General features: G+C 42.9%; 25 protein-coding genes. 11 read left to right on the forward strand and 14 right to left on the reverse strand.

Annotated features, from left to right (window positions below; all coding sequences use genetic code 11):
• Positions 1 to 10 precede the first annotated feature (10 nt).
• Positions 11 to 1,024: an inorganic phosphate transporter gene (locus HB679_RS17425; RefSeq protein WP_214073294.1), complete on the forward strand. Its 1,014-nt coding sequence runs from the start codon at positions 11 to 13 to the stop codon at positions 1,022 to 1,024.
• 27 nt (positions 1,025 to 1,051) lie between these two features.
• Positions 1,052 to 1,750 carry a DUF4197 domain-containing protein gene (locus HB679_RS17430; RefSeq protein ID WP_214073295.1) on the forward strand — a complete coding sequence of 233 codons (699 nt, stop codon included), beginning with the start codon at positions 1,052 to 1,054 and terminating at the stop codon, positions 1,748 to 1,750.
• Between the two features lie 4 nt (positions 1,751 to 1,754).
• On the opposite strand, the gene HB679_RS17435 is transcribed toward HB679_RS17430, so the two are convergent.
• The 5 genes from HB679_RS17435 to HB679_RS17455 form a co-directional block, all read right to left on the reverse strand.
• Positions 1,755 to 2,327 carry a pentapeptide repeat-containing protein gene (locus tag HB679_RS17435; protein WP_214073296.1) on the reverse strand — a complete coding sequence of 191 codons (573 nt, stop codon included), beginning with the start codon at positions 2,325 to 2,327 and terminating at the stop codon, positions 1,755 to 1,757.
• Between the two features lie 230 nt (positions 2,328 to 2,557).
• Entirely contained in the window at positions 2,558 to 3,340 is a 783-nt protein-coding gene (gene trpC / locus HB679_RS17440; protein ID WP_214073297.1) for an indole-3-glycerol phosphate synthase TrpC, read from the reverse strand.
• A 37-nt stretch (positions 3,341 to 3,377) separates the two neighbouring features.
• Entirely contained in the window at positions 3,378 to 4,004 is a 627-nt protein-coding gene (locus tag HB679_RS17445) for an aminodeoxychorismate/anthranilate synthase component II (RefSeq protein ID WP_214073298.1), read from the reverse strand.
• A 92-nt stretch (positions 4,005 to 4,096) separates the two neighbouring features.
• Complete coding sequence (locus HB679_RS17450) at positions 4,097 to 5,506, reverse strand: anthranilate synthase component I family protein (RefSeq protein WP_214073299.1); 1,410 nt, start codon at positions 5,504 to 5,506, stop codon at positions 4,097 to 4,099.
• A 223-nt stretch (positions 5,507 to 5,729) separates the two neighbouring features.
• A complete protein-coding gene (locus HB679_RS17455; RefSeq protein WP_214073300.1) occupies positions 5,730 to 6,167 on the reverse strand; it encodes a cytochrome B in 438 nt (145 codons plus the stop codon).
• Positions 6,168 to 6,395: 228 nt separating this feature from the next.
• Here HB679_RS17455 and HB679_RS17460 point away from each other — a divergent pair, with 228 nt between their 5' ends.
• Positions 6,396 to 6,584 (forward strand): hypothetical protein, encoded by a 189-nt coding sequence (locus HB679_RS17460; RefSeq protein WP_214073301.1) that lies wholly within the window; start codon positions 6,396 to 6,398, stop codon positions 6,582 to 6,584.
• Positions 6,585 to 6,724: 140 nt separating this feature from the next.
• On the opposite strand, the gene HB679_RS17465 is transcribed toward HB679_RS17460, so the two are convergent.
• The 7 genes from HB679_RS17465 to HB679_RS17495 form a co-directional block, all read right to left on the reverse strand.
• The gene (locus tag HB679_RS17465; RefSeq protein ID WP_214073302.1) at positions 6,725 to 7,258 is read right to left on the reverse strand and encodes a YceI family protein; all 534 of its coding nucleotides are present in this window, start codon (positions 7,256 to 7,258) and stop codon (positions 6,725 to 6,727) included.
• A 209-nt stretch (positions 7,259 to 7,467) separates the two neighbouring features.
• On the reverse strand, positions 7,468 to 8,778 hold the full coding sequence (locus tag HB679_RS17470) for a carbohydrate porin (RefSeq protein WP_214073303.1): 1,311 nt from the start codon (positions 8,776 to 8,778) through the stop codon (positions 7,468 to 7,470).
• Between the two features lie 43 nt (positions 8,779 to 8,821).
• A complete protein-coding gene (locus tag HB679_RS17475; protein ID WP_214073304.1) occupies positions 8,822 to 9,475 on the reverse strand; it encodes an HD domain-containing protein in 654 nt (217 codons plus the stop codon).
• A gap of 30 nt (positions 9,476 to 9,505) precedes the next feature.
• The gene (locus HB679_RS17480) at positions 9,506 to 9,766 is read right to left on the reverse strand and encodes a helix-turn-helix transcriptional regulator (RefSeq protein WP_214073305.1); all 261 of its coding nucleotides are present in this window, start codon (positions 9,764 to 9,766) and stop codon (positions 9,506 to 9,508) included.
• 78 nt (positions 9,767 to 9,844) lie between these two features.
• Complete coding sequence (locus tag HB679_RS17485; protein ID WP_214073306.1) at positions 9,845 to 10,342, reverse strand: hypothetical protein; 498 nt, start codon at positions 10,340 to 10,342, stop codon at positions 9,845 to 9,847.
• Position 10,343: 1 nt separating this feature from the next.
• Positions 10,344 to 11,519, reverse strand: coding sequence for a class I SAM-dependent RNA methyltransferase (locus HB679_RS17490; protein WP_214073307.1), 1,176 nt, complete (start codon positions 11,517 to 11,519; stop codon positions 10,344 to 10,346).
• 64 nt (positions 11,520 to 11,583) lie between these two features.
• Positions 11,584 to 13,011 carry a sulfatase gene (locus tag HB679_RS17495; RefSeq protein ID WP_214073308.1) on the reverse strand — a complete coding sequence of 476 codons (1,428 nt, stop codon included), beginning with the start codon at positions 13,009 to 13,011 and terminating at the stop codon, positions 11,584 to 11,586.
• A gap of 118 nt (positions 13,012 to 13,129) precedes the next feature.
• On the opposite strand from HB679_RS17495, the gene HB679_RS17500 reads away from it, so the two are divergent.
• From HB679_RS17500 to HB679_RS17510, 3 genes are all read left to right on the forward strand, one after another.
• Positions 13,130 to 13,492, forward strand: coding sequence for a DUF3127 domain-containing protein (locus HB679_RS17500; RefSeq protein ID WP_214073309.1), 363 nt, complete (start codon positions 13,130 to 13,132; stop codon positions 13,490 to 13,492).
• Between the two features lie 330 nt (positions 13,493 to 13,822).
• A complete protein-coding gene (locus HB679_RS17505) occupies positions 13,823 to 15,631 on the forward strand; it encodes a HAMP domain-containing sensor histidine kinase (protein WP_214073310.1) in 1,809 nt (602 codons plus the stop codon).
• Between the two features lie 55 nt (positions 15,632 to 15,686).
• Complete coding sequence (locus tag HB679_RS17510) at positions 15,687 to 16,379, forward strand: response regulator transcription factor (protein ID WP_214073311.1); 693 nt, start codon at positions 15,687 to 15,689, stop codon at positions 16,377 to 16,379.
• Positions 16,380 to 16,936: 557 nt separating this feature from the next.
• Here the strand turns inward: HB679_RS17510 and HB679_RS17515 are convergent.
• Complete coding sequence (locus HB679_RS17515) at positions 16,937 to 18,340, reverse strand: MBL fold metallo-hydrolase (protein ID WP_214073312.1); 1,404 nt, start codon at positions 18,338 to 18,340, stop codon at positions 16,937 to 16,939.
• A 151-nt stretch (positions 18,341 to 18,491) separates the two neighbouring features.
• Here HB679_RS17515 and HB679_RS17520 point away from each other — a divergent pair, with 151 nt between their 5' ends.
• From HB679_RS17520 to HB679_RS17540, 5 genes are all read left to right on the forward strand, one after another.
• The gene (locus HB679_RS17520; protein ID WP_214073313.1) at positions 18,492 to 18,863 is read left to right on the forward strand and encodes a BlaI/MecI/CopY family transcriptional regulator; all 372 of its coding nucleotides are present in this window, start codon (positions 18,492 to 18,494) and stop codon (positions 18,861 to 18,863) included.
• A 17-nt stretch (positions 18,864 to 18,880) separates the two neighbouring features.
• Positions 18,881 to 20,818: a M56 family metallopeptidase gene (locus HB679_RS17525; protein WP_214073314.1), complete on the forward strand. Its 1,938-nt coding sequence runs from the start codon at positions 18,881 to 18,883 to the stop codon at positions 20,816 to 20,818.
• A 162-nt stretch (positions 20,819 to 20,980) separates the two neighbouring features.
• Complete coding sequence (locus tag HB679_RS17530) at positions 20,981 to 21,748, forward strand: energy transducer TonB (RefSeq protein ID WP_214073315.1); 768 nt, start codon at positions 20,981 to 20,983, stop codon at positions 21,746 to 21,748.
• Positions 21,749 to 21,870: 122 nt separating this feature from the next.
• The gene (locus HB679_RS17535) at positions 21,871 to 22,266 is read left to right on the forward strand and encodes a hypothetical protein (RefSeq protein WP_214073316.1); all 396 of its coding nucleotides are present in this window, start codon (positions 21,871 to 21,873) and stop codon (positions 22,264 to 22,266) included.
• Between the two features lie 84 nt (positions 22,267 to 22,350).
• Positions 22,351 to 22,788, forward strand: coding sequence for a hypothetical protein (locus HB679_RS17540; RefSeq protein ID WP_214073317.1), 438 nt, complete (start codon positions 22,351 to 22,353; stop codon positions 22,786 to 22,788).
• A 586-nt stretch (positions 22,789 to 23,374) separates the two neighbouring features.
• On the opposite strand, the gene pyk is transcribed toward HB679_RS17540, so the two are convergent.
• Complete coding sequence (gene pyk / locus HB679_RS17545; RefSeq protein ID WP_214073318.1) at positions 23,375 to 24,811, reverse strand: pyruvate kinase; 1,437 nt, start codon at positions 24,809 to 24,811, stop codon at positions 23,375 to 23,377.
• Position 24,812: the final 1 nt, after the last annotated feature.

The raw sequence follows: 24,812 nt of genomic DNA on the forward strand, positions 1-24,812 counted from the left end.
TAAACATAAAATGGTTACTACCCTTTTAGTATTTGTAGTTGCGCTGGCGCTGATATTTGATTACACCAATGGTTTTCATGACGCAGCCAATTCGATTGCTACGGTTGTTTCAACTAAGGTTTTAACGCCTTTCCAGGCTGTAGTTTGGGCCGCTGCTTTCAACTTCCTGGCGTATTTTGTAGTGAAAGATCATAAGGTAGCCAACTTTGTTTCCAAGATCGTTTTTTCAGATTTTGTGAATATACACGTTATCCTGGCCGGCCTGGTAGCTGCTATTACCTGGAACTTAACTACCTGGTGGTTTGGTATCCCCTCAAGTTCATCGCATACACTCATCGGTGGTTTCGCCGGCGCGGGTATGACCAACGCGTTGTACATGGGTTCGAATGCCTTCCTGGCGGTGAATATGCATTATATCATCCCTATCATCCTGTACATCGTCCTTGCTCCGTTTATTGGCTTGTTTGTCGCATACCTTATTACGATAATTATTCTGCATATCTGTAAAAATGCCCGCCCTGCTGCTGCAGAGCGTTGGTTCAAAGCATTGCAGCTTATATCATCGGGCCTGTTAAGCTTTGCCCACGGTACTAACGATGCGCAAAAGGTTATGGGTATTTTATACCTGGCTTTAATATCATCCAAAATTATTGGCGCCGGCGCAGCAATGCCTGAATGGATTCCGCTGGCTTGTTATTCGGCTATTGCTTTAGGCACTATGTCTGGCGGTTGGAAGATCGTTAAAACCATGGGCAGCAAGATCACTAAGATCACCCCGTTGGAAGGCGTAAGCGCCGAAACTGCTGCAGCTATTACCTTGGGTTTTACAGAGCATTTTGGTATCCCTGTTTCAACTACGCACACTATCACCGGTTCAATTATTGGTGTGGGTTTAACCAAACGTGTGTCGGCAGTGCGCTGGGGGGTTACCATTAACCTGGTTTGGGCCTGGATTATCACCATCCCAATTTCGGCCCTTATAGCCGGAATAATTTTTGCTCTCCTACGCGTTTTCGGAGTTTAATCTTAGCTGATTTTACTAATTTGCAGCATGAAAAAATCATTGCTGCTCCTTCCGTTGTTGGTTATCGGTTTGACGTTGTCAACCATCGCCCAAATAATTCCTAGTAATCTTGAAATTGGTACAGCCTTAAAGCAGGCTTTAGAACAAGGGACCATCAAGAGCGCTACCCAGCTGTCGGCTGTCGATGGTTTTTTTGGCAATGCGGCTGTGAAGATCCTATTGCCTCCCGAGGCACAAAAAGCAGAGAAAACCTTACGCAAAATGGGTCTGAATAAAGTGTGCGATGACGCGATATTATCCTTAAATCGCGCCGCAGAAGATGCGGCCATTCAAGCCAAGCCGATATTTGTCGATGCAATAAAACACATGACGCTGACTGATGTAACCAACATCTTACTGGGCCAGCAAGATGCCGCCACACAATATTTTAAACGGACAACGACGAATGATCTATCCGCTAAATTTGAGCCGGTTATTAAAGTAAGCTTAGATAAGGTTGACGCTACCAGGTATTACTCAACGCTGGCATCTACTTACAACAAAATCCCATTTGTAAAAAAGATCAATCCGGATATTGCTAACTACGCCACGCAAAAAGCTATTGATGGTTTGTTTATTGAGATTGCTGTACAGGAGTTACAGATTCGTAAAAACTTGCCGGGTGTGCGCTCTACACCGCTAATGCAAAAGGTATTTGACTTTGCAGATAAGAATATCAAGCATTAAGGATTTACACCACCTTCAGGTTATACTTATACAATAAGCCTTCCAGCCCATGAGCAGAGAAGATGGCTTTGTTCATGGTATTTAATTCGGGGTCGATAACGTAGTTCTGTGCCGTAGAAAAGTTTACCGCGGTTAAATCGGTTCTGTTAAAAATGGTTCCTGCAAGATTGCAGTCATCAAACGCCGATCCTGTTAAAATAGCTTGAGTAAAAGTTGCCTCTCTTAAAGAGGTCTTGATGAAAGAAGTTTTTGGCATCTTCTTCAACATGAAGGATGAGTAATCCAATATGCACGACTCAAACTTTACGGTAAACAAAAAATCCTCGCAAGGGCTGAAATTAACGCCCAGTAATTTGCAATGCTTAAACGTTACGTTGTTGAGTGTTGTACGCTCAAACTTGATCATCGACAAATTACAGTTTTCAAAAAGGCAGTCTATAAACTTAGTTACTGCAAATCCGCATTCACTTAAATCACATTTTTTGAAAGTGCAGTTATTGTATTCCGCATTTCTGACTACCGTTTTATCAAAGGTAATATCTTCAAAAATTTGATCGTCGTGAATTTGGGTGCTCATATTAATGTGTTGTTCAACAAAGATAAAATTGTTAATACATTCAAATGCATTTGTTGAAAAGGAGACTCCGTAGGAGTCAAGCTCTGAGATCTTTGCGATCTACAAACAGGATGCTCCTCCGGAGCTTTCTAATCAGCAACCTGGCTCCATAGGAGCCACGTGTTTGTAGAAATAGCATATAATAGCAAAGGCTCCATCGGAGCCTCCTAAATATTGCGCGGCAAATAATGCTACAATGCTTTCACAAACTCCGCCATCGCCGCACCCGGGTCAGTCTCTTTCATGAAATTCTCGCCAATCAAAAATCCATTAAAGCCTGCCTTCTTCAATCCTTTAATCGTGTCAGGGTTACTAATAGCGCTTTCAGAAATTTTCATAAACTCAGCCGGGATATGTTCGGCCAATTTGTAAGAAGTTTCTACAGATACCGTAAAATCTGCCAGGTTGCGGTTATTAACGCCGATGGCATCCAGGTTAGGATTGATACTGCGCTCCAACTCTTCTAGGTTATGCACCTCTAGCAACACATTCAGACCCAAGCTTTTTGCCAGTTTGGCCAGCGTGTCAATTTCCTGCGGAGTGAGTATGGCGGCGATTAACAGAATAATATCGGCACCTAAAGATTTGGCCTCAACTACCTGGAACTCATCAATCATAAAATCCTTACGCAAAATGGGGATCTGGTTTGCCTGGCGTGCTTTAAACAAGTCGGTTTTAGTACCCATAAAGAAATCCTTGTCCGTTAATACAGACAAAGCCGAAGCGCCCGCAGCGGCATAACCACTGGTTACTGCTTCTACACCTACCTGGTCGTTAATAATCCCTTTAGATGGCGAGCGACGCTTGAACTCGGCAATGATGCCGGTACGGTTTGGCGCAGTTAAAAATTCTTTAAAAGAGTACGTCGGCACAGAAAATAATGCCGACGACTCTAGCTCTTTTATACTGGTATCTCTTTTGGCCGAAGCAACTTCGGCCCTTTTATTCAATACAATTTTATCGAGGATATTCATAAGCCTGCCCACAGCGCGCGGGCGGTGGGGTGTTTTTTTAGTTGTATACGATCTTATTAACGTCGGCTAAATTACCACTTTTTGATTCATCGCCAGCTAACCAATTTTTCATCATTTCTTTGCCAAATTCGGTCAAAATAGATTCCGGGTGAAACTGCACCCCGCGTACATCGTAAGTAGTATGACGTAGCGCCATCACTGAATTATCTGTTTCATCTATAGCGGTCACAGTCAATACCTCTGGCATTGATTTTTCATCAACTACCCATGAATGGTAACGGCCTACTTTAAACTCATGTGGCAAGCCTAAAAACAAGCGCTCGGTATCGTCAGTTACCGCAATTGGCGTAGCAATGCCGTGCATAGGCTGCTTTAAATTATATAAGGTACCGCCAAACACCTCGGCAATAGCTTGCTGACCAAGGCACACCCCAAAAATGCTTTTGGTTGGGGCGTATCTTTCAATCACTTTTAATAGTAAACCGGCTTCTGAAGGAATACCCGGACCAGGTGACAGGATGATCTTGTCGTAAGCGTCAACGTCCTCTAATTTAAATTGGTCGTTTCTCCAAACATCACATTGCAGGCCAATTTCATTTACAAGATGTACAAGATTGTACGTGAACGAATCGTAGTTGTCGATAATTAAAATTTTATTTGCCATATTTCACCTCCACCTTCTGCTTAATTAACAGGGGATATAGATATTACGTTCTTATAGATTCTTTTGTTACAAGTTTGTTACAATTGGGTCGATTACAATGTCTCTGCCAATTCTATAGCTCTGCGCAAGGCAGCAATTTTGTTATTTACCTCATTTAGTTCGCTTTCTGCAACAGATCCGGCTACAATACCGGCACCTGCCTGGTAATGCAGCGTGTTGTTTTTACTTAAAAACGAGCGGATCATGATGGCGTGATTAAAATCGCCATTAAAGCCTAAGTAACCTATGGCGCCGCTGTAAAAGCTGCGTTTAATGTTCTCGTTTGCGTCTATGAGCTCCATAGCGCGGTATTTTGGCGCACCACTTAACGTACCAGCCGGGAAAGTATCGGCTACCACTTTAAAAGTAGGTACATCAGGCAGCAGCTCGCCACTTACCATGGATACCAGGTGAATTAAATGCGAATAGTATTGCACCTCTTTAAAAGCTTTCACCTCTACATGGTCGCAATGGCGGCTCAGATCATTCCGGGCCAGGTCCACCAGCATCACGTGCTCGGCAGACTCTTTCGGATCGTTTTTTAAGCTGTAAGCCAGTTCTGCGTCTTTCTCGTCGTCGCCGGTACGTTTGAAGGTTCCTGCAATTGGATAAATAGTAGCGCGACGATTCTTGATGGTGATCTGTGCTTCTGGCGATGATCCAAAGATCCTGAAATTACCATAATCGAAATAAAACAAATAGGGCGAAGGATTAATAGAGCGCAAAGCGCGATATACATTAAACTCGTCACCCGTAAACTCTTTGGAGAAAGCCCTTGATGGAACAATCTGGAAAACATCGCCACGGTAAACATGCGTTTTCATTTTCTCTACAATCGCAATAAAATCCTCGTCTTTCAGATTTGATTTTTCTTCTGATTTACTTTGGAAAGAGTATTCAGGGAAGTTTTTATTCTTTATCAAGTCATGGATCTTGTCAAGTCCTGCAGTATCATTATCGCCCTCTGGCTGATTATGAAAGATGTATAACTCGTTTTTAAAGTGATCTATCGCTATGATATAACGGTAGATGTTGTACTGCATCACCGGAATCTTGCGGGTAGTATCATCACTTTTTTTCAGGCGGATGGTTTCAAAATGTTCCACAGCCTCATGCGTGAAATAGCCAAATAAACCGTTGGCGGTAATTTTTACCGGCGGCGCATTGGTTTCAAAACTGTCCAGAAAATCGGTAATCTGCGAGATTAGCTCAAAGTTTCCCGGCTCTAAAGTTTCTTCACTGCCATCTGGAAAACGTTTGTTGAGCTGCCCGTCGTTCAGGGTAAGGCTTGCAATTGGGTCGCAGCATACATAGCTGGTGCTGTTTTCGCGGCTGTGGTAATCAGAACTCTCCAGTAATAGTGAGTTAGGGAAAACATCTCTTAAGCGCAAGTATACGCTTACCGGGGTAGTAGTGTCGGCAAGCTGCTGTTTGTAAGTGGTATTAATCTTATATTTTTTCATTGTGTTGTTATCAAAAAATGCTGTAAAACAAAAGACCCGGCGAATGAGGGTCGCCGGGTCTTTGTATTAGGTTTACAATTGATTAGTCTCTAATGGTCAAAAAGATAGCCGGCTGCCAATTAAATGGTGCCACCAGCTTTTGTTATTTCCTTTTTTGATCATTGTGGACGCAAATTTATAAAGAAAATTGAATTAGCAAATTTTTTTTATACTTTTTTTTCGCTTATTTAAAGATGGAAATTTTGCCGGCAGCTAAAGCGCCAATAATTATTAGCAGCGCAAGGCTATAAAACAGCGCAATTATTCTGTGCTTGGCCTCAGGTAATACCAATTTCTTAGATTTGCTATGCCCTACGGTGATTACCGCTATGGCAATAATCATCATCACCCAATGCTCAACCGTAAAGTAACGCGTGGTCGGATCTTTCATGGTAGTACTGTTAAAAGCCACCAGCGGACTTAAAAAGTATAACACAATACCAATTAACAATTGAGTATGCGCCGAGATCATGGCAAACAAATTTACCAATCTGTTACCATTAGTATAAGGCCGGGTACCCAGCCAGCCCACAAAGGCCGACACAATGGCGTAAATAAAAAGAATGAGAACAATGTACCTGAAACCCGAGTGCAGGTGCTGTACGATGCTGTATGCGTTCATGTTGATGTAAGTTTTTGACGAAGATACGGGTTTTAGTGATTAGTGGTTAGCGGTTGGTTTTTGATTTAATTAAGTTATAATGATTTTTGAGTAGGACTTGTATAACTATGAGGTTAATAAGGGCGTTGCCTTCGGCCCGGGCTATCCGCTCATACGCCACAGGCCTTAAGCGCAAGGCCGGTATCCGCTACTATCCCTAACGCAGCAGTATGCATAAAATTGGGGGAAGTGTCAGACGCAGAGCTTCGGGCGAAAGCAGGTAAAACAATGGTGGCCAGTGCGGTTGCAGGGCTGTCGGGAATGTTGCCTGAAGCGTGGGCTGTGTGCGACAAACGGCGGCAACAGGCCCCTGCCCAGGTTTTACCTGATTTGCAGGGCAAAGGCCCAGAGCGCAAAGAAGCATTGTGTATGACTTGATTTATCCACTTGTTGTTTGTTTTTTTATGGTGTGAATGAGGTCGCTACGCTTAGTTTTTGGTTACTTTTGTATCAAGACAAAAGACACAGCCTTAGCGGCAATTGAGCGTCACCAAGCGACAAGCAAGCAAATAATCAAGCTATTTCGCTACCTGCACCTCAATACTCACCGACACCTCATTACTCATCACCAAACTTTTACCACCTACGCCAAAATCTAAACGGTTTAATTTCAGCCCGCCTTTAAAGGTTGCGCTGGTTGCATCAGTGTCATAAGTAAAAGGCATCTCAAATTGCTTGGTTTGATTCTTTATGGTGAGGTTAAACTGGCCCACATATTTGTCGCCGCCTTTATGTTTGATGGAGATGGATTTCATTACGATGGACGGATACTTGGTAGCATCAAAAAATTCGTCGCTGCGCAGGTGATTGTCGCGCAGGTCGTTATCGGTGTTTACCGAGTTTACATCCAGCGTAGCTTCAATGGTACCCGTCTCCGGTTTATCAGCATCGAAATTAATAGTAGCCTGCAGTGTTTTAAAAGTACCGCCGGTATTTACGCCCAGATTTTTAAGCTGAAATTTAACATCAGATTTTAAGATATTGCTTTTTTGCGCTAACGCGACATTAATTAAAACTAACAAGGGTATTACTAGTGCGACGATTCGTTTCATATTGCGAATTAACGATGATTGTGGTGGCGGTGGTACTTTATCCCGCTTTTTTTACATTAACAGTACCAAAGCAGGTTAAATGCTGATAATTTAAAATTCCCCTCTTGAGAGGGGGCGCTAGGTAGTGCGGCTGCAGGGGTGTGTTAAACGTGCGAAAGGACACCTCCCACCCCTCTCAAGAGGGGAATCGCACAGGCCTTACCCTCTCTTTAAAACTCTACGTGAGCCCTGATAGAGAAAACGTTTACCGGCCCGCGGTCTTTATTGTAAGCCGGGTTTACAATAAACTGGTAATCTGGCGACAGAAAGAATTTATTCTGATAAGCATTGATTTTGTAGTAAAGCTCGGCAATCATTTCAGGAGCATAGTTTAGTTTGCCGTCGCCAATCAAAAAACCATAACCACCGGCAGCGAGGTAATCGCGATGCGGTGTCGATAAGCCATTGCCAATGAAGGCAAGCGCTAACTCATCATCTTTGCGATTCCATCCTGCGCCTTTAAGTGTGGCTCCAAAACTTACAGAGCGGTCAATCTCTGTAAAATACCAGGTTTGGGTATGACCATCGTTATAACTCACTTTGGCAAATACACCGAAGTTCTTGCTCAGGTATTGATCGGCACTAATGCCGAACCCATATTTATGACGGCCATAAGCCTGTGTTGTATCTACATTCGGCGCAGTTGGATTCAAAGCCAATGCCTGATTGTAATTGCCCATTTTGCCGTTGTTTAAAAAGCCCAGCACACGGGTGGTACCTTTAAAGCCATTGATGGTATAGCGTTTCTCAAACTCTAGAGTCTGCGTATTGGCTTTGCCAATCTGTTGGTCCCAAATTGCGCCGTTGGCTTGCGTTGTAGACGCCGTAAAGGCAAACCTTAGCGACCAGTCGGGCATGCCTAGCTCGGCCACTGCGCCCAGCACATAGCCACGCGTATTGGCCGGGTAATCCCAGGCGCCATTATCCATCAGCGACCAGTTCATGAACTGCGTGCGTGGGTCATGGCTAAACTCGTTCCCGTCAAAATAATCGGCCATGCCAAATTTACCTGCGGTGATTGATAGATAACGCTTGCTGCGCACCCCGCCTAATTGATTTAGATCGGGTTGTAGCGTATCCACTTCATTACCCCAACCAAAGGTTTGCTTTAAATATAAGCGGCCGATATAAATAGATGGCGAAGCGCTCCCCACTCTAAAAGTTTCCCCGTTAGGAAAGCCTGCCACGCCCAATGTTTTGCTTAACCCAGAACCGCCCGAGATCTCGGGGTTAAAATAAGCTTCCGCGCCTTTCCATAAGCGAGCACCGCCATACAGGGTAGAGGTGATGGAGCTTTGTGTTTCTGTGCCTGTCTGCAAACTATTGTCGCCGGTATATTTTGCGCCAAATGCAGGCTTGTATTGTGTGATAATGGTTTGCTGAAAATGAAAACTGAAGCGTTCTTTCTTAAGCGTGTCCTGCGCCGATGCTAATAAAGCAGTAGCGAGAAATAGATTTATTGCGAGTAAATACTTTTTCATAAATTAATTAATTAGACAAAGCTAATCATTTTTTTAGATAAGTCTAAAAATTAAAATCACATTCAGTATAAAATTGCTTTAAGTAGGTTTCCATAAACTCATGGCGTTGCGCTGCCAGGTGCTTACCTGTGTCGGTATTCATTTTGTCTTTGAGCAGTAATAGCTTTTCGTAAAAATGGTTGATGGTGGGCGCAGTAGAGTTTTTATAAGCTACTTTGCTTTGATTAGGGTCAGGTTTTATTTCGGGATTGTAAAGCTCACGACCTTTAAATCCACCGTAGCTGAAGGCGCGTGCTATACCAATAGCGCCAATGGCATCCAGTCTGTCGGCATCCTGCACTACGGCCAGTTCGGGCGAGTGAAATACAGGTTTATCAAAGCCCGATTTAAAAGACATGTACCTGATAATGTTTTGTACGTGCAAGGTAGTTGTAGGGGCGATGTTGATGCCGGTTAAATAGTTGCCCGCAGTGGTTGGGCCTATTTCTTCATCGCCGTTGTGGAATTTGCTGTCGGCAATGTCATGTAGCAGGGCGGCAAGCTCTACCGTTAGCAGGTCAACTTTTTCAGTCTGGGCTATGTGTTTAGCATTTGTCCAAACCCGGTGTATGTGCCACCAGTCATGCCCGCCTTCGGCGTTTTTTAGCGTGTCTTTAACAAATTGTATGGTATTGTTGATTATGGTAGCGTGTTCCATATTTGCAAATGTGCTGCAAATATAGAATCTCTAATCGGTACCGTTACGTAAAGTTGCCTTTTCTGTTGGATCTGGATTTAATAAATCGGCCGCATTTATCTCCAAAACCTCTGCTATCTGAAATAATCTTTCGACAGTGATTTTGGTATAACCCAGCTCAATTTTACTATACGCATTTTGCGAGATATTTAACTTATAAGCCAGGTATTCCTGTGTATAATTTCTTTCTTCGCGTTTCTTTCTAATAATAGCCGCTATGGCTTTAATTTTTACATTTAGCTTATTACTCATGTTGTGTTTAGGGGTTGTTACCCCTAACTACGAAAGTTTTAAGCGTCTGGATTTATTTTTTTAACAAAAAAAATAATTTTATTGTCCCAGTTCGTAATTTATACTTACAGTAGGCAATAAAGTTGCCATGTCAAGCGGAACCTGGTCAAAAGAAATTACCGGTTTGCGGTGGGTGTAAAAATTATAAACAGCCTTTGCCAGCCCGTTTGGCGGCGTAGCCGGAGGAACGAAAGTTATGTTAAAAGGAATAATAAAATCATGCGCCTTTTCATGATCAGGAATGATCCATTTTTTATTTGATTTTTTTAACGCTGCAATTAATGGTTGCGTGAGCGTGATATCATCCGCATAATAAATGATGATTTTTTTGATAACGCCGCTCTCATCGGCAGTAAATTTAAAAACCGCGGTGCCGGTGGCCCTGCGGCTAATTAACTGGGGCGATACGATTACGCTGTCTTTAAAAAACTTGCTCATCACATCCTTACCACCCTGAAACGGAAAGGCAAGCGTCTCTTGCGCCCGGGCAAAAAAACCAGTCAATAATATCGTGGCAACTAATAATAGCTTTTTCATACTAAATATCCTCTCTGGGCTCGCGCTTGCTGCCCTGGTATAATTCATATTCTAATAAACGGCAATCCAGTTTGCCGTTATAAAACTCAATGCGCCTTGCGGCACGTAAACCTATCTTTTTAGCCAGGTCGGGGTTGCCGGTAAAAATGTAACCGCGATAGTCCAGGCATTTTTTCTTCATGAAGTCGCCTATGCGTTTGTAGGTAGCCTCCAGTTTGGTGTGTACGCCTAAACGCTCGCCATACTCGGGGTTAAACATTACTACGCCGGGTTCCTCGGGCACCGGGGTTTCTTCAAAGTCACAAACACTAAATTCTATCAAATGTTCTACACCGGCCGTGCGGGCATTTTTTTCAGACACTTCAACTGCGTCCTGAGAGATATCTGTAGCGATGATCCTGAAACCAATATCTTTCTTTGATTTATCTTTTAAAATACGGCGCTCGGCAAAAAATATTTGCTCGTCGTAACCCATAATGTGCATAAAGCCATAGTTCATACGAAACAGCCCGGGATGCTTATCGGTAGCCATTAAAGCGGCCTCGATAGCCAAAGTCCCCGAACCGCACATCGGATTAATAAATGTGCTTTTCCTATCCCAGTTGGTAGCCATGATGGTTGATGTAGCCAGAGCTTCCAGCATAGGTGCTTTACCCGGTATTTTGCGATAGCTGTGTTTAGCCAGGGTTTCGCCTGATGTATCCAGGAATATCTCAGCCTTGTCGTCTTGCCAGTAAAGGTGTATTACGGTTTTATTAGCATCAGATCCTGAATTTGGGCGAATGCCTTTTACAGATTTAATCCGGTCGACTATAGCATCCTTTACCTTCACATTGGCAAACAATGGCGTTAAAATATGCTCGTTATTTACGTTTGATGTCACAGAGAAATAGCCGCTAAAGTCAATCAACGTTTCCCATTCTATTTTAACCAGTTCGTCATATAGCTCTTGCGGGCCGGCGGCGGTAAAGCTGTGCAACGAGTATAAGATCTGGCTGGCGCAGCGCAGGTTTAAGTTAAGACTAATGGTTTCTGTAACTGTAGCCTGTAGTTCAATACCGGTTTGGAAAACACGGGTAGGGGTAAAGCCCAGTTCTTCAACTTCTTGTTGCAGGTATGGGGCCAACCTTTTGTTACAGGTGATGATGATTTTACTCTCTGTTTGGAAAACTGACATAGGCGGCAAAAGTACGTATAAAAAGCAAATACGCAGTGAGGCATCTGTTTATACAAGCATAATCTTAGAACGAAGCTTTTTTTCTATCCTTTAGTCGTTGCCGCAAATCAGTAAGTATAGCTATATATTTCGGGTCCTTCGCCAAATTGGTAGTTTCATGTGGATCATTCGGGATGTCATACAATTCCTCGTAATTGTGCTCAATAAACTTCATGTATTTAAACCTTTTGGTAACTATACCTTCTTCTTTAGGGATGCTGGGGCTACCCAGATAATAATGCTGGTAAAAAAAGTCTTCGCGCGCGGGCAGTTTGCCCTGCAGCATATCCTCCAGGTTTACGCCCTGCATGCCGTATGGGGCTTTCAAACCGGCCATAGCCAAAATAGTGGGTGCAATATCAATATTCAGCGCAATCTGGTTGGATGTATAACCCTGCAGTTTTCCTGGCGCTGTCGGGTCATAAATAAACATCGGCACCCTGATAGATTCTTCATAGCCATACCACTTGCCTTCCATACCGTGTTCGCCTAAAAACATGCCGTTATCGCCCATTAATATAATGATGGTTTTTTTGTCGATGCCCAATTGTTCCAGTTTTTGGGTCATCTCTCCAAGTACGTCATCAACGCCTGTAATTAACCGGTAATAATTTTTAACGTTCTCCTGGAACAGCTCGGGCGTTCCAAAAAGTCCGTGCCAGCGTAGGCGGCCAAAGTTTTCTTCGGTTCTAAAAAAATCCGGAAATTTGTTCCAATACTCTGGCGCTGCTGTTAGTGGCGTGGGTATGGTTATATTATCATACAAATGCTGATAACGTGGCTGCACAACATAAGTAGGCGGATCGCCGTCTTGCTCATGCGGGGCCTTAAAACTTACCGAAAGGCAAAATGGCTGCTTACTGCCATATTCGCCTAAAAATTCTTGTATAGCATGGCCAATGGTATCGGTATCATGGATAGGTTGCCCATTTTTACCTATCGTGATATAATCGGGTTGCAGCTTGTCGCCTGCTTCAGTATTTACCCAATAATTAAACAAACGGCCGGGTGGCCTTGTACCAACACCAAATTTGCCTATAAAACCCATTTTATAACCGGCGTGCTTTAATAAAGCCGGATAGGTTTGAGACAGCGCCTGTGCAGAAAGATCGGTATTAAAATCATTGATGTTATGGCGGGATTCGTATTGCCCGGTCAGGATACTGGCACGGCTAACGCAGCAAATAGAGGTGGTAACATACGCGTTCCTGAATAATATGCCGGCTTTGGCCAGTTTATCCATATTGGGTGTCTGGATAATTGAGTTTCCCCTGGCGCCTAAAGCGTCAAAACGTTGATCGTCGGTTAAGATAAAAATGATATTGGGCCTTTCATCAACCGCTTTTACTGCTTCTTTTTTACAGAAGGCCATCAACCCTACCACCATTAATACCACGCAAAGCGATAAACTTCTGATTGAATTTTTACGGCTAATTACACTGATTATCTGCATTTTATTCTAAAAAAGTATTGGTATTAATACTGCTTAATTTAGTGTGGAAAACTTACGCAATAATGTGTGAATTTACACATCTTTATCTGTTAACTTTACGTTTTTAATTTTGAAATTTATGGAAATTAAGGGCAAAGTACACGAGATATTCCCGACACTGCAAGTTACCGAAGCACTGAAGAAAAGAGAGCTAATAGTTGAATACGTAGAGAATCCGCAATACCCGGAGTACTTGAAATTTGAAGCTATACAAGATCGCTGCAACCTGATAGACGCCCTTAAAGTAGGCGATGATGTTGAAGTTTTCTTCAATTTAAGAGGCCGCCCATGGACAGACAAAACCGGCAAAAAGAGCTATTTTAACTCTATGCAACTATGGAAAGTAAACGTACTTAGCGGCGCAGGCAGCAGCCCGGCACCAGAATACGCAGCTCCTGCTGATATCAGCTCGGCTCCAGAAGATGACGATTTGCCATTTTAATTAGTCGCAGAGACTGTTATAGAGCATTTAACGATTACAAAATCCCGCGGAAGCGGGATTTTGTTGTTTAGGGGCGGCGGGGACTCACCCGGCCGACGCTTCGCCGGGCCACCCTCTCTTCGCCTTTGGCGGAAAGAGGGTTTAGAAATTCAGCATTCATTATTCGATATCAAATAACATAACCCTCTTTCCCGCTTGCGGAAGAGAGGGTCGACAAGCGTAGCGAAGTCGGGGTGAGTCCCCGCCTTTCCAACAGATGTTAAAAATTGTTAAAAGGCCCCTTTGTAGGTATATTTAAGATATTTTTGTTATTACTGAAATTTAAGCAGGTTGAAAAAGAGTAGCATACGTATAATTATAGGCTTGATGGGCTTTGCGCTTTTAGGGGTAATTGCTATGCAGCTATACTTTCTGGTGCAATCTTACAACCTGCAATCTACACTCTTTGACCGTTCGGTTAACGAGGCGCTGAGCAATGTTGTAGAAAAGTTAAAAAAGCAGGATGCCAATAATTTTTTGATGGACAAGGCCCGCCGAATGGCAGGAACTGATAAGCCTGTACCACAAGGACAAACTATCGAGATCTCTGATAAGGGCAATTCGGTTGTTCATTTTTTATCAGGCGATAAGGATGCCATCAAAAAACAATTGCGCCGTAAACATAAACTGGCCATGCTGCGCGATAGTTTGAAACATATGCTGATGAGCCAGCGCCTGGACGAGCTGGAAAGCAATATCCAACTACATTTTGAAGCGTATACCGATGAAAATGGCGAGCCTGTTGGCCGGTTTACACCGGTTATTAAGGTGCCTGATCCACATGCGGTAAATAAGCATCAAAAAATAGAAAAATACATCGTTCAACACTTCGCCTATATTGACCCTCAGCTCGGTGAGCAGCTGATCACCAAAAAAACAATCAATCCGCTTTGGGTTGAGGATCAGCAACGTAAGCAGAAGCAAGACCAGCTTAACCGGGTAAAAAAAATACTGGCAATCGACTCATTGCAGACCGCCCAGGTAAGCAACCATCATAACGCGATACAAAATGTGTTAGAAGAATATCAACGTACGAATGAGCCTTTACGCAAACGGATCAACAATCCGTTTTTTGTAGATACGCTACTCCGGATGGAATTGCAGAACCAGGGTATTCCGTTGCCGTTCAATTATGAGATATCTACCGCCAAGAATGATTCAGTAATCTTTTCGACCGCAATGGATAAGACGGGAGCCAGGCCCATATTTAATGTGTCTGACAGTTACAGTTCGCAGATCTTTAAAGAGGAAGTGATCAACGATCCCGGGATGATCAGGTTGTCCTTCCCGCAAAAAAATTCACTTATATTGGGCCGCATGACTGCGACTATGGGTGTTACCGGAGGCCTGTTGCTGGTACTGATATTTTGCTTTGGCTTTACCATATTCGCCATCATCCGCCAAAAAAAAATCTCTGAAATGCGGACCGATTTTATCAACAACATGACTCACGAATTTAAAACTCCGGTATCAACCATCATGATAGCTGCCGAGGCTTTAAAGGATAATGAAATGGCGGTAGATAGAAGCCGCATCTCGCGTCTGGCCAATATTATCTATGAAGAGAATGAGCGCCTGGGCAGCCATATTGAAAGGGTACTGAATATTGCTAAGATTGATAAGAACGACTTTAAGCTGGAAAAAAAGCCGCTTGATGTTAACGAAATGATTGGGATTGTAGTTGACAGCATGCAGCTTAAGCTACAAAAATGCGATGCCGAGGTAGTGATGGAGCTGGATGCCGAAAACGCGGTGATCAATGCCGACGAGCTGCACTTTTCGAACGTGTTATATAACCTGATAGACAACGCCATAAAATACAGTACCGACAGGCCGCATATTACTATAGCCAGCTCTAATAAGAATGGGCAGGTGGTTATTAAGGTGGCCGATAAAGGTATAGGCATGAGCCGCGATCAGCAGGCTAAAATATTTGAACAGTTTTATCGTATCCCGACAGGTAATGTGCATAACGTAAAGGGTTTTGGCTTGGGATTAAGTTATGTTAACACGATAGTAAAAAGATTAAATGGTACTATAAATGTGCGCTCAGAAAAAGACAAAGGGTCTGAATTTGAGCTGAAGTTTCAGGGTGCATAACACCTGCATAGCATTTGCCGTTAATAATACATAAACCACACAACACCTGCCTGCCATGAAAAAAATTCTATTGGTTGAAGACGACCCAAACCTGGGTTTATTGCTTCAAGACTATCTGCAGTTAAAAGGAAAATTTGAAGTTGTTTTATGTACAGACGGCGAGGAAGGTTTGCAGGCTTTTACCAAACAAAGCTATGATTTGCTGATACTGGACGTGATGATGCCAAAAAAAGATGGCTTTACGCTGGGTAAGGACGTACGCAAGATCAACCCGCATGTGCCCATTATCTTTGCTACTGCCAAAGGCATGATCGAAGATAAAACCGAGGCCTTTACCCTGGGCGGCGACGATTATATTACCAAACCTTTCCGTATAGAGGAGTTGCTGCTGCGCATTAATGCCCTATTGAAACGTACGGAACAAACCGGCAAAAAAGAAGATGCTCAGCCCAGCAAGTTTGAAATTGGTAAATATGGGTTTGATTATACTACCCAAATTATCACCATAAACGGAACCCAACAAAAATTATCAACCAAAGAAGCCGAGCTGCTTCGATTGCTTTGCCTGAAACGCAACGAGGTGCTTACCCGCGAAGAAGCCCTACTACACATCTGGCATGACGACAACTACTTTAACGGCCGCAGTATGGATGTTTTTCTGAGCAAGATCCGCAAGTACTTAAAGGATGACCCGACTGTGGAGATTATCAATGTGCATGGTAAGGGGTATAAATTGCTGGTGAATTAAGTCAGAGATTTAACCCCGCATTGCTAGAAATAGCGCTTATATGATCTTTACTTGTCGCTTTTATAGCGCTCATGGCCGCTAAGGCCTAGTTCTTTTTCCTTAGATGAAAAAGAACCAAAAAATCAAGTCAGCAAAAACCTTCCCCCCACAGGCAAAACTCCCAGGCCCGGTTTGCTGACAGGCCATCGCGCGCTTTTTTTGATTCCACATAATTTGTAGAATCTTCAATGAAACGAGACGTCAGACGCAGAGCTTCAGGCGAAGCTGATAAAACAATGGTGGCCAAGTGCGCGGCAGGGCTGTTAGGAATGTTGCCTGAAGCGCAGGCTTGTGCGACAACAGGCGGCAACAGGCCTCTGCCCAGGTTTTATCGGCTTGCAGCGCAAATGCCCTGAGCCAAGAAGCCTTGCGTATGACTTGATTTTTTGTTACTTTTTCATCAAGGAAAAAGTAATGGGCCTTAGCGGCCAAGAGCGTTATAAAAGCGATAAGCTAGCCGCGCGAGCCGTCAACTTGGTAACCAGTCATTTACTGCCGGGATTAAAGCAAATCTCTAATTATTCCAACCCAATCTTCTGATGCTGATACGGTATCTCCACATTATGGAAACCATGCTCCTTTAGCGTGTTGGCAAAGTGCTGCTGTACCTCATACTCACCATGCACCAGGAAGATCTTTTTAACCTTTTTCGGGTCCTGGCATTTTAAGAAATGCAGCAGGTCCTCATAATCGCCATGGGCGCTCATTGATTTGATGGAGCGCACCTCGGCTTTCACCTCATACTTATCGCCAAAAATATAAACCTCATGGTCGCCGCGCATCAGGTGCCCGCCTAACGAGCTTGGCTCGCAATAGCCCACAATCAAAATGGTGGTTTTAGGATTATCGATGTTGTTTTTAATATGATGCTTAACCCGCCCGGCTTCTGCCATACCTGATGATGATATGATCACACAAGGTCGCGGGTCGTCATTCAAAGCAATGGATTCTTCGGTTGATTGCACAAAACGTAAGCCTTTAAAATCAAACGGATCTTCGTCAATTTTTAAAACGCGTTTTACGCCATCATTATATACCTCAGGATGGTCTTTCAATACCTGTGTTGCTTTGTCTGATAATGGGCTGTCTACATAATAAGGCACATCTGGCAGAATACCTTTTAGCTCTAATCCATTCAAGGCATACAGCAACTCCTGCGTACGCCCCACGCTAAATGCCGGGATGATAACCTTTCCCTTTTTAACCAGGCAAGTTTGCTTGATCACCTCCAGTAAAGCATTCTCAATAGGCTCCAGCTCTTTATGTAAAGAATCGCCATAGGTTGACTCCAACAGGATATAATCAGCCTGTGGGAAACGTTGCGGGCTTTTCAATAGCAGGTCGCCATAGCGGCCAACATCGCCACTAAAAGTAATATGGGTTTGCTTGCCATTTTCGGTCACGGTTAGGTGTACTGCGCAACTGCCCAGGATATGCCCTGCATCGCTAAAATGAAATTTAACATCTGGGGTAATGGCATGTTCTTCATGATACTCAACAATCTTGAACAAACGCAAAGCCTCGGTTGCCTGCTCATCAGTATATAAAGGCTCTTCAAGTGGTAAGCCCTTTTTTGCCCGATGCTTGTTGCTGTATTCCGCGTCACTCATTTGGATCTTGGCCGAGTCAAGCAGCAGAATACGGGTAAGGTCTAATGTGGCCGATGTACAGAAAATCGTACCGTTAAATCCTTCGGCAACCAGGCGCGGTATCAAGCCGCAATGATCTATATGCGCATGCGACAGGATCATGTAATCCAGTTTCTTAGGGTTAAAGCCAAAGTGTTCGTTCAGGCCTTCGGTGTTCTCGCCCATGCCCTGAAACATACCGCAATCCAGTAAAATGCTGGTGCCGTCTTGCAGGTGTACCAGGTGCTTGCTGCCGGTTACATTACGGGCGGCGCCGTGAAAAGTTATGTCCATTTATAGTTTATACAGGTTGAAAGAGTAGACAACGAAGATGCTGAAAAAATATTCAATATAAAATAAACTAAAAAATTAGTTGTAAATATCATTTATAACTAATAACTTCGTTTAAGATTATAATCCCCTAGCATAATTAAATAAAAAATCCATGGAAATTAAAGAGTTAACCCGCGCCGAAGAACAATTAATGCAAATACTTTGGCAAATTGAAAAAGGCTTTGTAAAAGATGTGTTGGAGCACCTGCCAGAACCTAAACCGGCGTACAATACGGTATCAACCATTATACGCATACTAGAGGCTAAAGGCTTTGTAGCTTACACAGCACATGGAAAAAGCCATGAGTATTATCCTATCATCAGCAAAGAGACATACCAAAGCTTTGCAACCGATAAGTTGATGACCGGGTATTTTGATAATTCTGTTCAACACATGTTCTCTTACTTCGTTAAAAAAGAAAAGATTGATTTAAAGGAGGCCGACGAGATCATGAAATTGATTGAGAAACTTAAAAAACAATAACCTAAAACCAAAACCTTATGACCTGGTGGCATTACTTAATACTGGTAAACTTTTACCTGGTATTGTTCTTCGGCTTTTACGCGTTTTTATTGCGTAAGGAAACATTTTTCCAACTTAATCGCATTTACCTGGTGGCGGCGGCGATACTGTCGTTCTGTATCCCTATTATACAGGCCAACTGGGTAAAGAATCTGTTTATTACGCAGCAGGTACAGGACACCATTTATGGCGGAAACATGGCTGCCGCAGTGTACAATTTTACAGTTAAACCAAATGTATCGGCGCAAAACTCTTTAACTCTGGGCCAGATATTTAACGCTATTTATATTGCGGTGACGGTATTTCTGGTATTGCGCTTATTTTGGCAGCTATTTGTCCTGAAGAGATCTATGGACCAACCCGCGCCATCGGCGGCGTACTCTTTCTTTAAGAAGATTAGCCTGGGCAAGAATGTTTCTGAATCGTCTGTAATAGCCGAGCATGAAGAGGTGCATGCCGGGCAATGGCATTCGGTCGACGTTATGATCATCGAATTGGTAATGATCATCAATTGGTTCAACCCGGTGGTGTACCTGTATCGCTTTGCTATAAAATATATCCATGAGTTTATAGCCGACAGACAGGTAATAGAGCAGGGTACCGACAAAGTAGATTATGCCATGCTGTTACTGAGCCAAACTTTTCAGACAGATCAGCACAACCTGGTTACACCTTTTTACAATCACTCGCTTTTAAAAGAACGTATTAAAATGCTACAGAAAAATAAATCAAACCGAATGATGCTGGCTAAATATGGCCTGTCGGCTCCATTATTTATTTTGATGCTGATCTTATCGTCGGCAACGGTAAGTAATAGCAAGGTTATTAAGGTCATCAACAAAAAAACAGAAAAAGCTTTGCAAATTCCTGCTACCAGCGTAATTAACGACATGACTAGTCGTTCGGAAGCTCCGGTGGAAAATAAGATCGAATCAAATAAAAATAAACCGGTCAAAGCGGTGGCCGTCGATATTAACCAGACAGACACGGTGCCCGCCGGAAATAACGTTTTTTCGCAAGTAGAAAAAGCGCCTCAGTTTCCGGGTGGAATGGTAGCCTTTGGTCAGTTTTTAAGTAAAGCTGTACATTACCCACAGGTAGACAGAGAAAATAAAGTACAAGGTAAAGTTATCTGCACTTTTGTAGTAGAAAAAGACGGTACCTTATCTACCATAAAAGCTTTACGTGGCCCGAGTGAGACATTGAAACAAGCCGCTGTTGCCGCGCTCTTACAATCGCCTAAGTGGCGGCCCGGCGTTCAAAACGGGCGGGTAGTGCGCGTATCGTACGCGGTGCCGGTTAACTTTACTTTGACCCCAACCGATAACGAGACAACGCCGCCAACGGGCGAAAAAATTTACAACGTAGTAGCTAAACAACCCCAGTTCCCGGGCGGCATTGAGAATTTTGGCAAGTTTCTCAGCAATTACATTCGTTTCCCTAAAGAAGATAGAGAAAACGGCGTATCAGGAAGAGTTATTGCAACCTTCGTGGTTGAGAAAGATGGTTCATTGTCAGATATTAGAGTTGTACGAGGCCCTTCTGAAAGAATGGGAGCCGAGGCTGTCAGGGTATTGAGCATGTCGCCTAAATGGATTCCCGGTAAACTTGACAATGGGCAGTCGGTAAGAGTGTCTTATACTGTGCCAATTAATTTTACACTTAGTGAAGAGTCGGACAATGCCCCTAAATCAGGTGTCAGGGTAGACTCGCTGCTTAAAAAGGCTCATTCAAAGGCTAATTCTCCGCTTTATGTAATTGATGGCGTAGAATATGGTCCCGGTAAAGCCATACCGGAAATTAAACAAGAAAATATAGCGTCGATGGAGGTTTTGAGAGATGATAAAGCGATCAAATTATATGGCGACCGTGGTAAAAATGGTGTAATCATCATTACTTCTAAGAAAAAGCAATAACCTAAAAAACCCTTCATAATTAAAAGCCTGCGACTGTTGTTGCAGGCTTTTTTTGTTGGATGAATAACAATGGTTAAGTTTATAACCTAAACCTTTGAAACTTACAGCATGCACCATTACGCTAAAAAAACTTTACCTCGAAACTTAGCGGCTACGTGTAGCTTGTTAATCGTATTATTTGGCTTGATATTTATAGGGTCATCAACCGCGGCCAAAGCGGTTAGCCCAGCTAATCACGTCGCTATTGTTGATACTGTTTATACGCAAGTTGATACGCAGCCTGAGTATCCCGGAGGTATTGGGGCGTTTTACAAACTGGTAGGCCAGATTGTTCGTTATCCAAGGGAGGATAGGGATAGGGGCATCCAGGGCACGGTTATAGTAACCTTTGTAGTAGAGCCAGATGGCGCACTGTCAAATATAAAAGCTGTACGCGGGCCGAGTGAGGCTTTAAAGCAGGAAGCTGTGCGGGTGGTAACGGTATTGAGTGCGACTAAATGGCAACCCGGCGTAAAAGACGGGCAAGCGGTAAGAGCAATATATACCATACCGTTAAAATTTGCTTACCAGAGTTTCAATACAGAGACAGATCAGAATAAAGTTTTTGACAACCCGTTTCGTCAGGTAGAGTTTCCCGGTGGTGCCGAAGCATTGGGCGATTTTATCAGCGAAAATATCAGGTATCCAAAAGACGATTTGGACAAAGGATTAACCGGAAAAGTTATGCTATCGCTTATAGTTGAACCAGATGGATCTTTGACGCATATAAAAGCTACAGAAGGACCGTCAGAAGCCATGAAGGCCGAGGCTATCCGGTTGATGAAGACATCGCCTAAGTGGAAGCCGGGCGTAATGAACGATGGAATGGCTGTCAGAGTTTCTTATAACTTACCGGTAGAATTTAAATTACCGGCAGCTCAATCAAAGTAATAGTAATATGATTTAGCCTCATTCCTAAATATCAAAAGCCCGCCATTTAATGGTCGCAGGCTTTTTTGTATATAATTGATTGATTTTAATTAGTTATATTTATATAACCAAATTAAACTATTATGAACTGGAAACTGATATTTCAACTCTCTGTATTTGGGCTGATTATGGCCTTTGCTACCGTGTCATTGATATCTGAACGTGCCGAACCTGGCTTTTGGATTATAATTTTTGTGTTTTGCGCCATTGTGATAGCACGGGGTGCGCCGGGCAGGTACTTTTTACATGGCTTTTTAGTTAGCCTGGTAAATTGCGTATGGATAACCGCTGTGCATTGCTATTTTTATGACAGCTACGCCGCGCATCATCATGATATGGTTACCATGTATAAGGGGACGCATCCGCGCGAAATGATGCTGCTTTTTGGGCCGGCATTTGGTATTTTGTTTGGGTTAGTTTTAGGATTATTTTCATTTGTGGCCTCAAAATTGACCGACAGAAAAGAGGCAGAAGCCTAACACATCATTTTTTTTAATTAAACAAATGATGTTATACATAAATTATTAATTTTGCCGTAAGACAAATATTTATATCGACATATAATGAAACCATTCATTTCAAAATCAGCTTACGGATTTATCAACTACGCAGTGGCCCTATTACTTATTGCATCGCCATGGGCATTCGGATTTTCGCACGTTACCATTGCAGCGGCTTTATTTATGCCAATAATTATGGGATGGTTACAACTGATCATGGCAATATTTAGCCAAAATCCAATTGGTTTCAGACAGCTGAATGTTTTCCCTATACAAATGCAAGCTTGTGTTGATGTATTAATGGGTTCATTCCTGTTCGCTTTACCTTTAACTTACGCTTTCTGCGGCCAGGTTTGGTTACCACACGTTTTATTGGGCGCGGCTTTATTAGTCAAAGGTATCTTTGTTAAAGAGTCACCTTTCTTAACCCGTCCGCACCGTAGTTTGCCAGAAGCTGGTATCACATCAGTTGATGCAATCGAAGGCAGATTAGATCACTAAGAATTTAATCATCATATAAAATACAAAAGCGGGTCGATTTTATCGAACCCGCTTTTTGCGTTAATAGGGTTGTTATTATAAGACCGTCATAATTGATTTAACCCATCGATATTCTTCGGGATTGCAAGGGGGGGGCAATCATGCGGGATAGAAGCTCGCTGGGCGATTTTTTTTGAGGGAGATGGGATTGCGTCGTATTTTGTTATAAATAAAGCAGGTGTCTTTAAAAGTGCCTTGGTGCGTTAAGATGGTTTGTGTTATAAGGGAGATTTGGCAAATCCGGATAAGCATTGGGGTAAATAAAACTATGTTGTAACAAAAACGATACGTTTTTATCTAAAACAAGTTAACTTAGTGATAATAAAAGGTTAAAAAATTAAGTTTAAACCTTAAAGAACTTCTATAGTCACAGATAGGAACAACATTTAAAATTAAAGTCATGAGGATAGTGCGCGTATACTTCGATTTTTATTTTAGCGGAAAGGCTAAAATATCAGATTTAGTTTGCCAGGCAGGTATTTACTAAAAATAAAAAGGGCTTAAAGATTGATCTTTAAGCCCTTTTTGTATCTAATCCGTTAACAGATTACTCAATAACGGTTACTTTTAACATGTTGGTTTTGCCATGATTTACAATAGGGATGGCAGCAGTGTTAATTACTACGTCACCCTGTTTAACTAATCCTTCAGCTTTCAGCAAGTTATTTACATCGGCAATAGTTTGATCTGTGCTTTCAACTTTATCATAATAGAAAGTACGTACACCCCAAACCAGGCTTAATGCATTTACCAGTTGTTTGTTAGACGTAAATATGAAGGTGTGAGCTTTAGGGCGATAACTGGATATCTGGTAAGCGGTATAACCAGAGGTAGTCATTGATACTACACCTACGGCGTTGGTATGAGAAGCCAGGTGGGCGGCCGATTCGCAAACGGCGTCGCTTAAGTAGCTTGCACCGTTGCCTTCAGGGTTAATTGCTCTTTCGGCGTTAAATGGATAACCTAGCTCTTCTACGTTACGAACGATCTTAGCCATAGTCTCAATAACTATCAGCGGGAATTCGCCAACTGAAGTTTCGCCGCTTAGCATCACCGCGTCTGCACCGTCTAATACAGAATTGGCAACGTCATTCACCTCAGCACGGGTTGGGCGCGGGGTGGTGATCATTGACTCCAGCATTTGTGTAGCCACAATAACCGGTTTTGATGCAGCACGACCTTTACGGGCAATCATTTTTTGCAATAATGGCACTTCCTCTAAAGGTAATTCAACACCCAGGTCGCCACGGGCAACCATCAGGCCATCAGTAGCAGCAACAATAGCGTCGATATTTTCTATAGCCTCAGGCTTTTCAATTTTGGCAATAACTTTAGCCGATTTACCGCTGCGGGCTATAACTTGTTTCAATTCGATAATGTCCTCGGCATTACGCACAAATGAAAGGCCTATCCAATCCAAATCCCACTCTAAAGCATATTGCAGATTCACTAAATCCTCTTCTGTTAAGCTTGGGATAGATACTTTGGTATTTGGCAGGTTAACGCCCTTACGCGATGTCAGGATACCACCGTGTACAATCTCGCAAACTACAGTATCAATTTTATTGGTTTCAATAACGCGCATCTGGATCTTTCCATCATCCAACAAAATAATTTCGTTAGCCTGAACATCCTTCGGGAAAGCTTCGTAAGTGATGTAGATCTGGTTGTCGTCGCCAATGCACTCTTTAGTAGTAATATTAATATGAGTACCGTTAACTAGGTGTATGCCGCCGTCTTTTACCAGGCCTATACGAATTTTTGGTCCTTGTAAATCGGCTAATATGGCAACGTTGGTTTTATGCTGTTCGTTAATTTCTCTGATCAGGTCAACAAATTTCTTGTGATCTTCGGGCTTTCCATGCGAAAAATTAAGACGGCAAACATTTACGCCCGCCTTAATCATCGCCAGCAAAGTTTCTTTTTTAGAGCTTGCAGGCCCCATGGTGGCAACAATCTTGGTACGGTTATACGGTATATTCATA

Source organism: Mucilaginibacter sp. dw_454 (genome assembly GCF_018449775.1).
GTDB lineage: Bacteria > Bacteroidota > Bacteroidia > Sphingobacteriales > Sphingobacteriaceae > Mucilaginibacter.

Coding starts and splice junctions, on each gene's coding strand:
- HB679_RS17425 (WP_214073294.1), top strand. CDS start 11: ATGGTTACTACCCTTTTAGTATTTGTAGTTGCGCTGGCGCTGATATTT.
- HB679_RS17430 (WP_214073295.1), top strand. CDS start 1,052: ATGAAAAAATCATTGCTGCTCCTTCCGTTGTTGGTTATCGGTTTGACG.
- HB679_RS17435 (WP_214073296.1), bottom strand. CDS start 2,327: ATGAGCACCCAAATTCACGACGATCAAATTTTTGAAGATATTACCTTT.
- trpC (WP_214073297.1), bottom strand. CDS start 3,340: ATGAATATCCTCGATAAAATTGTATTGAATAAAAGGGCCGAAGTTGCT.
- HB679_RS17445 (WP_214073298.1), bottom strand. CDS start 4,004: ATGGCAAATAAAATTTTAATTATCGACAACTACGATTCGTTCACGTAC.
- HB679_RS17450 (WP_214073299.1), bottom strand. CDS start 5,506: ATGAAAAAATATAAGATTAATACCACTTACAAACAGCAGCTTGCCGAC.
- HB679_RS17455 (WP_214073300.1), bottom strand. CDS start 6,167: ATGAACGCATACAGCATCGTACAGCACCTGCACTCGGGTTTCAGGTAC.
- HB679_RS17465 (WP_214073302.1), bottom strand. CDS start 7,258: ATGAAACGAATCGTCGCACTAGTAATACCCTTGTTAGTTTTAATTAAT.
- HB679_RS17470 (WP_214073303.1), bottom strand. CDS start 8,778: ATGAAAAAGTATTTACTCGCAATAAATCTATTTCTCGCTACTGCTTTA.
- HB679_RS17475 (WP_214073304.1), bottom strand. CDS start 9,475: ATGGAACACGCTACCATAATCAACAATACCATACAATTTGTTAAAGAC.
- HB679_RS17480 (WP_214073305.1), bottom strand. CDS start 9,766: ATGAGTAATAAGCTAAATGTAAAAATTAAAGCCATAGCGGCTATTATT.
- HB679_RS17485 (WP_214073306.1), bottom strand. CDS start 10,342: ATGAAAAAGCTATTATTAGTTGCCACGATATTATTGACTGGTTTTTTT.
- HB679_RS17490 (WP_214073307.1), bottom strand. CDS start 11,519: ATGTCAGTTTTCCAAACAGAGAGTAAAATCATCATCACCTGTAACAAA.
- HB679_RS17495 (WP_214073308.1), bottom strand. CDS start 13,011: ATGCAGATAATCAGTGTAATTAGCCGTAAAAATTCAATCAGAAGTTTA.
- HB679_RS17500 (WP_214073309.1), top strand. CDS start 13,130: ATGGAAATTAAGGGCAAAGTACACGAGATATTCCCGACACTGCAAGTT.
- HB679_RS17510 (WP_214073311.1), top strand. CDS start 15,687: ATGAAAAAAATTCTATTGGTTGAAGACGACCCAAACCTGGGTTTATTG.
- HB679_RS17515 (WP_214073312.1), bottom strand. CDS start 18,340: ATGGACATAACTTTTCACGGCGCCGCCCGTAATGTAACCGGCAGCAAG.
- HB679_RS17520 (WP_214073313.1), top strand. CDS start 18,492: ATGGAAATTAAAGAGTTAACCCGCGCCGAAGAACAATTAATGCAAATA.
- HB679_RS17525 (WP_214073314.1), top strand. CDS start 18,881: ATGACCTGGTGGCATTACTTAATACTGGTAAACTTTTACCTGGTATTG.
- HB679_RS17535 (WP_214073316.1), top strand. CDS start 21,871: ATGAACTGGAAACTGATATTTCAACTCTCTGTATTTGGGCTGATTATG.
- HB679_RS17540 (WP_214073317.1), top strand. CDS start 22,351: ATGAAACCATTCATTTCAAAATCAGCTTACGGATTTATCAACTACGCA.
- pyk (WP_214073318.1), bottom strand. CDS start 24,811: ATGAATATACCGTATAACCGTACCAAGATTGTTGCCACCATGGGGCCT.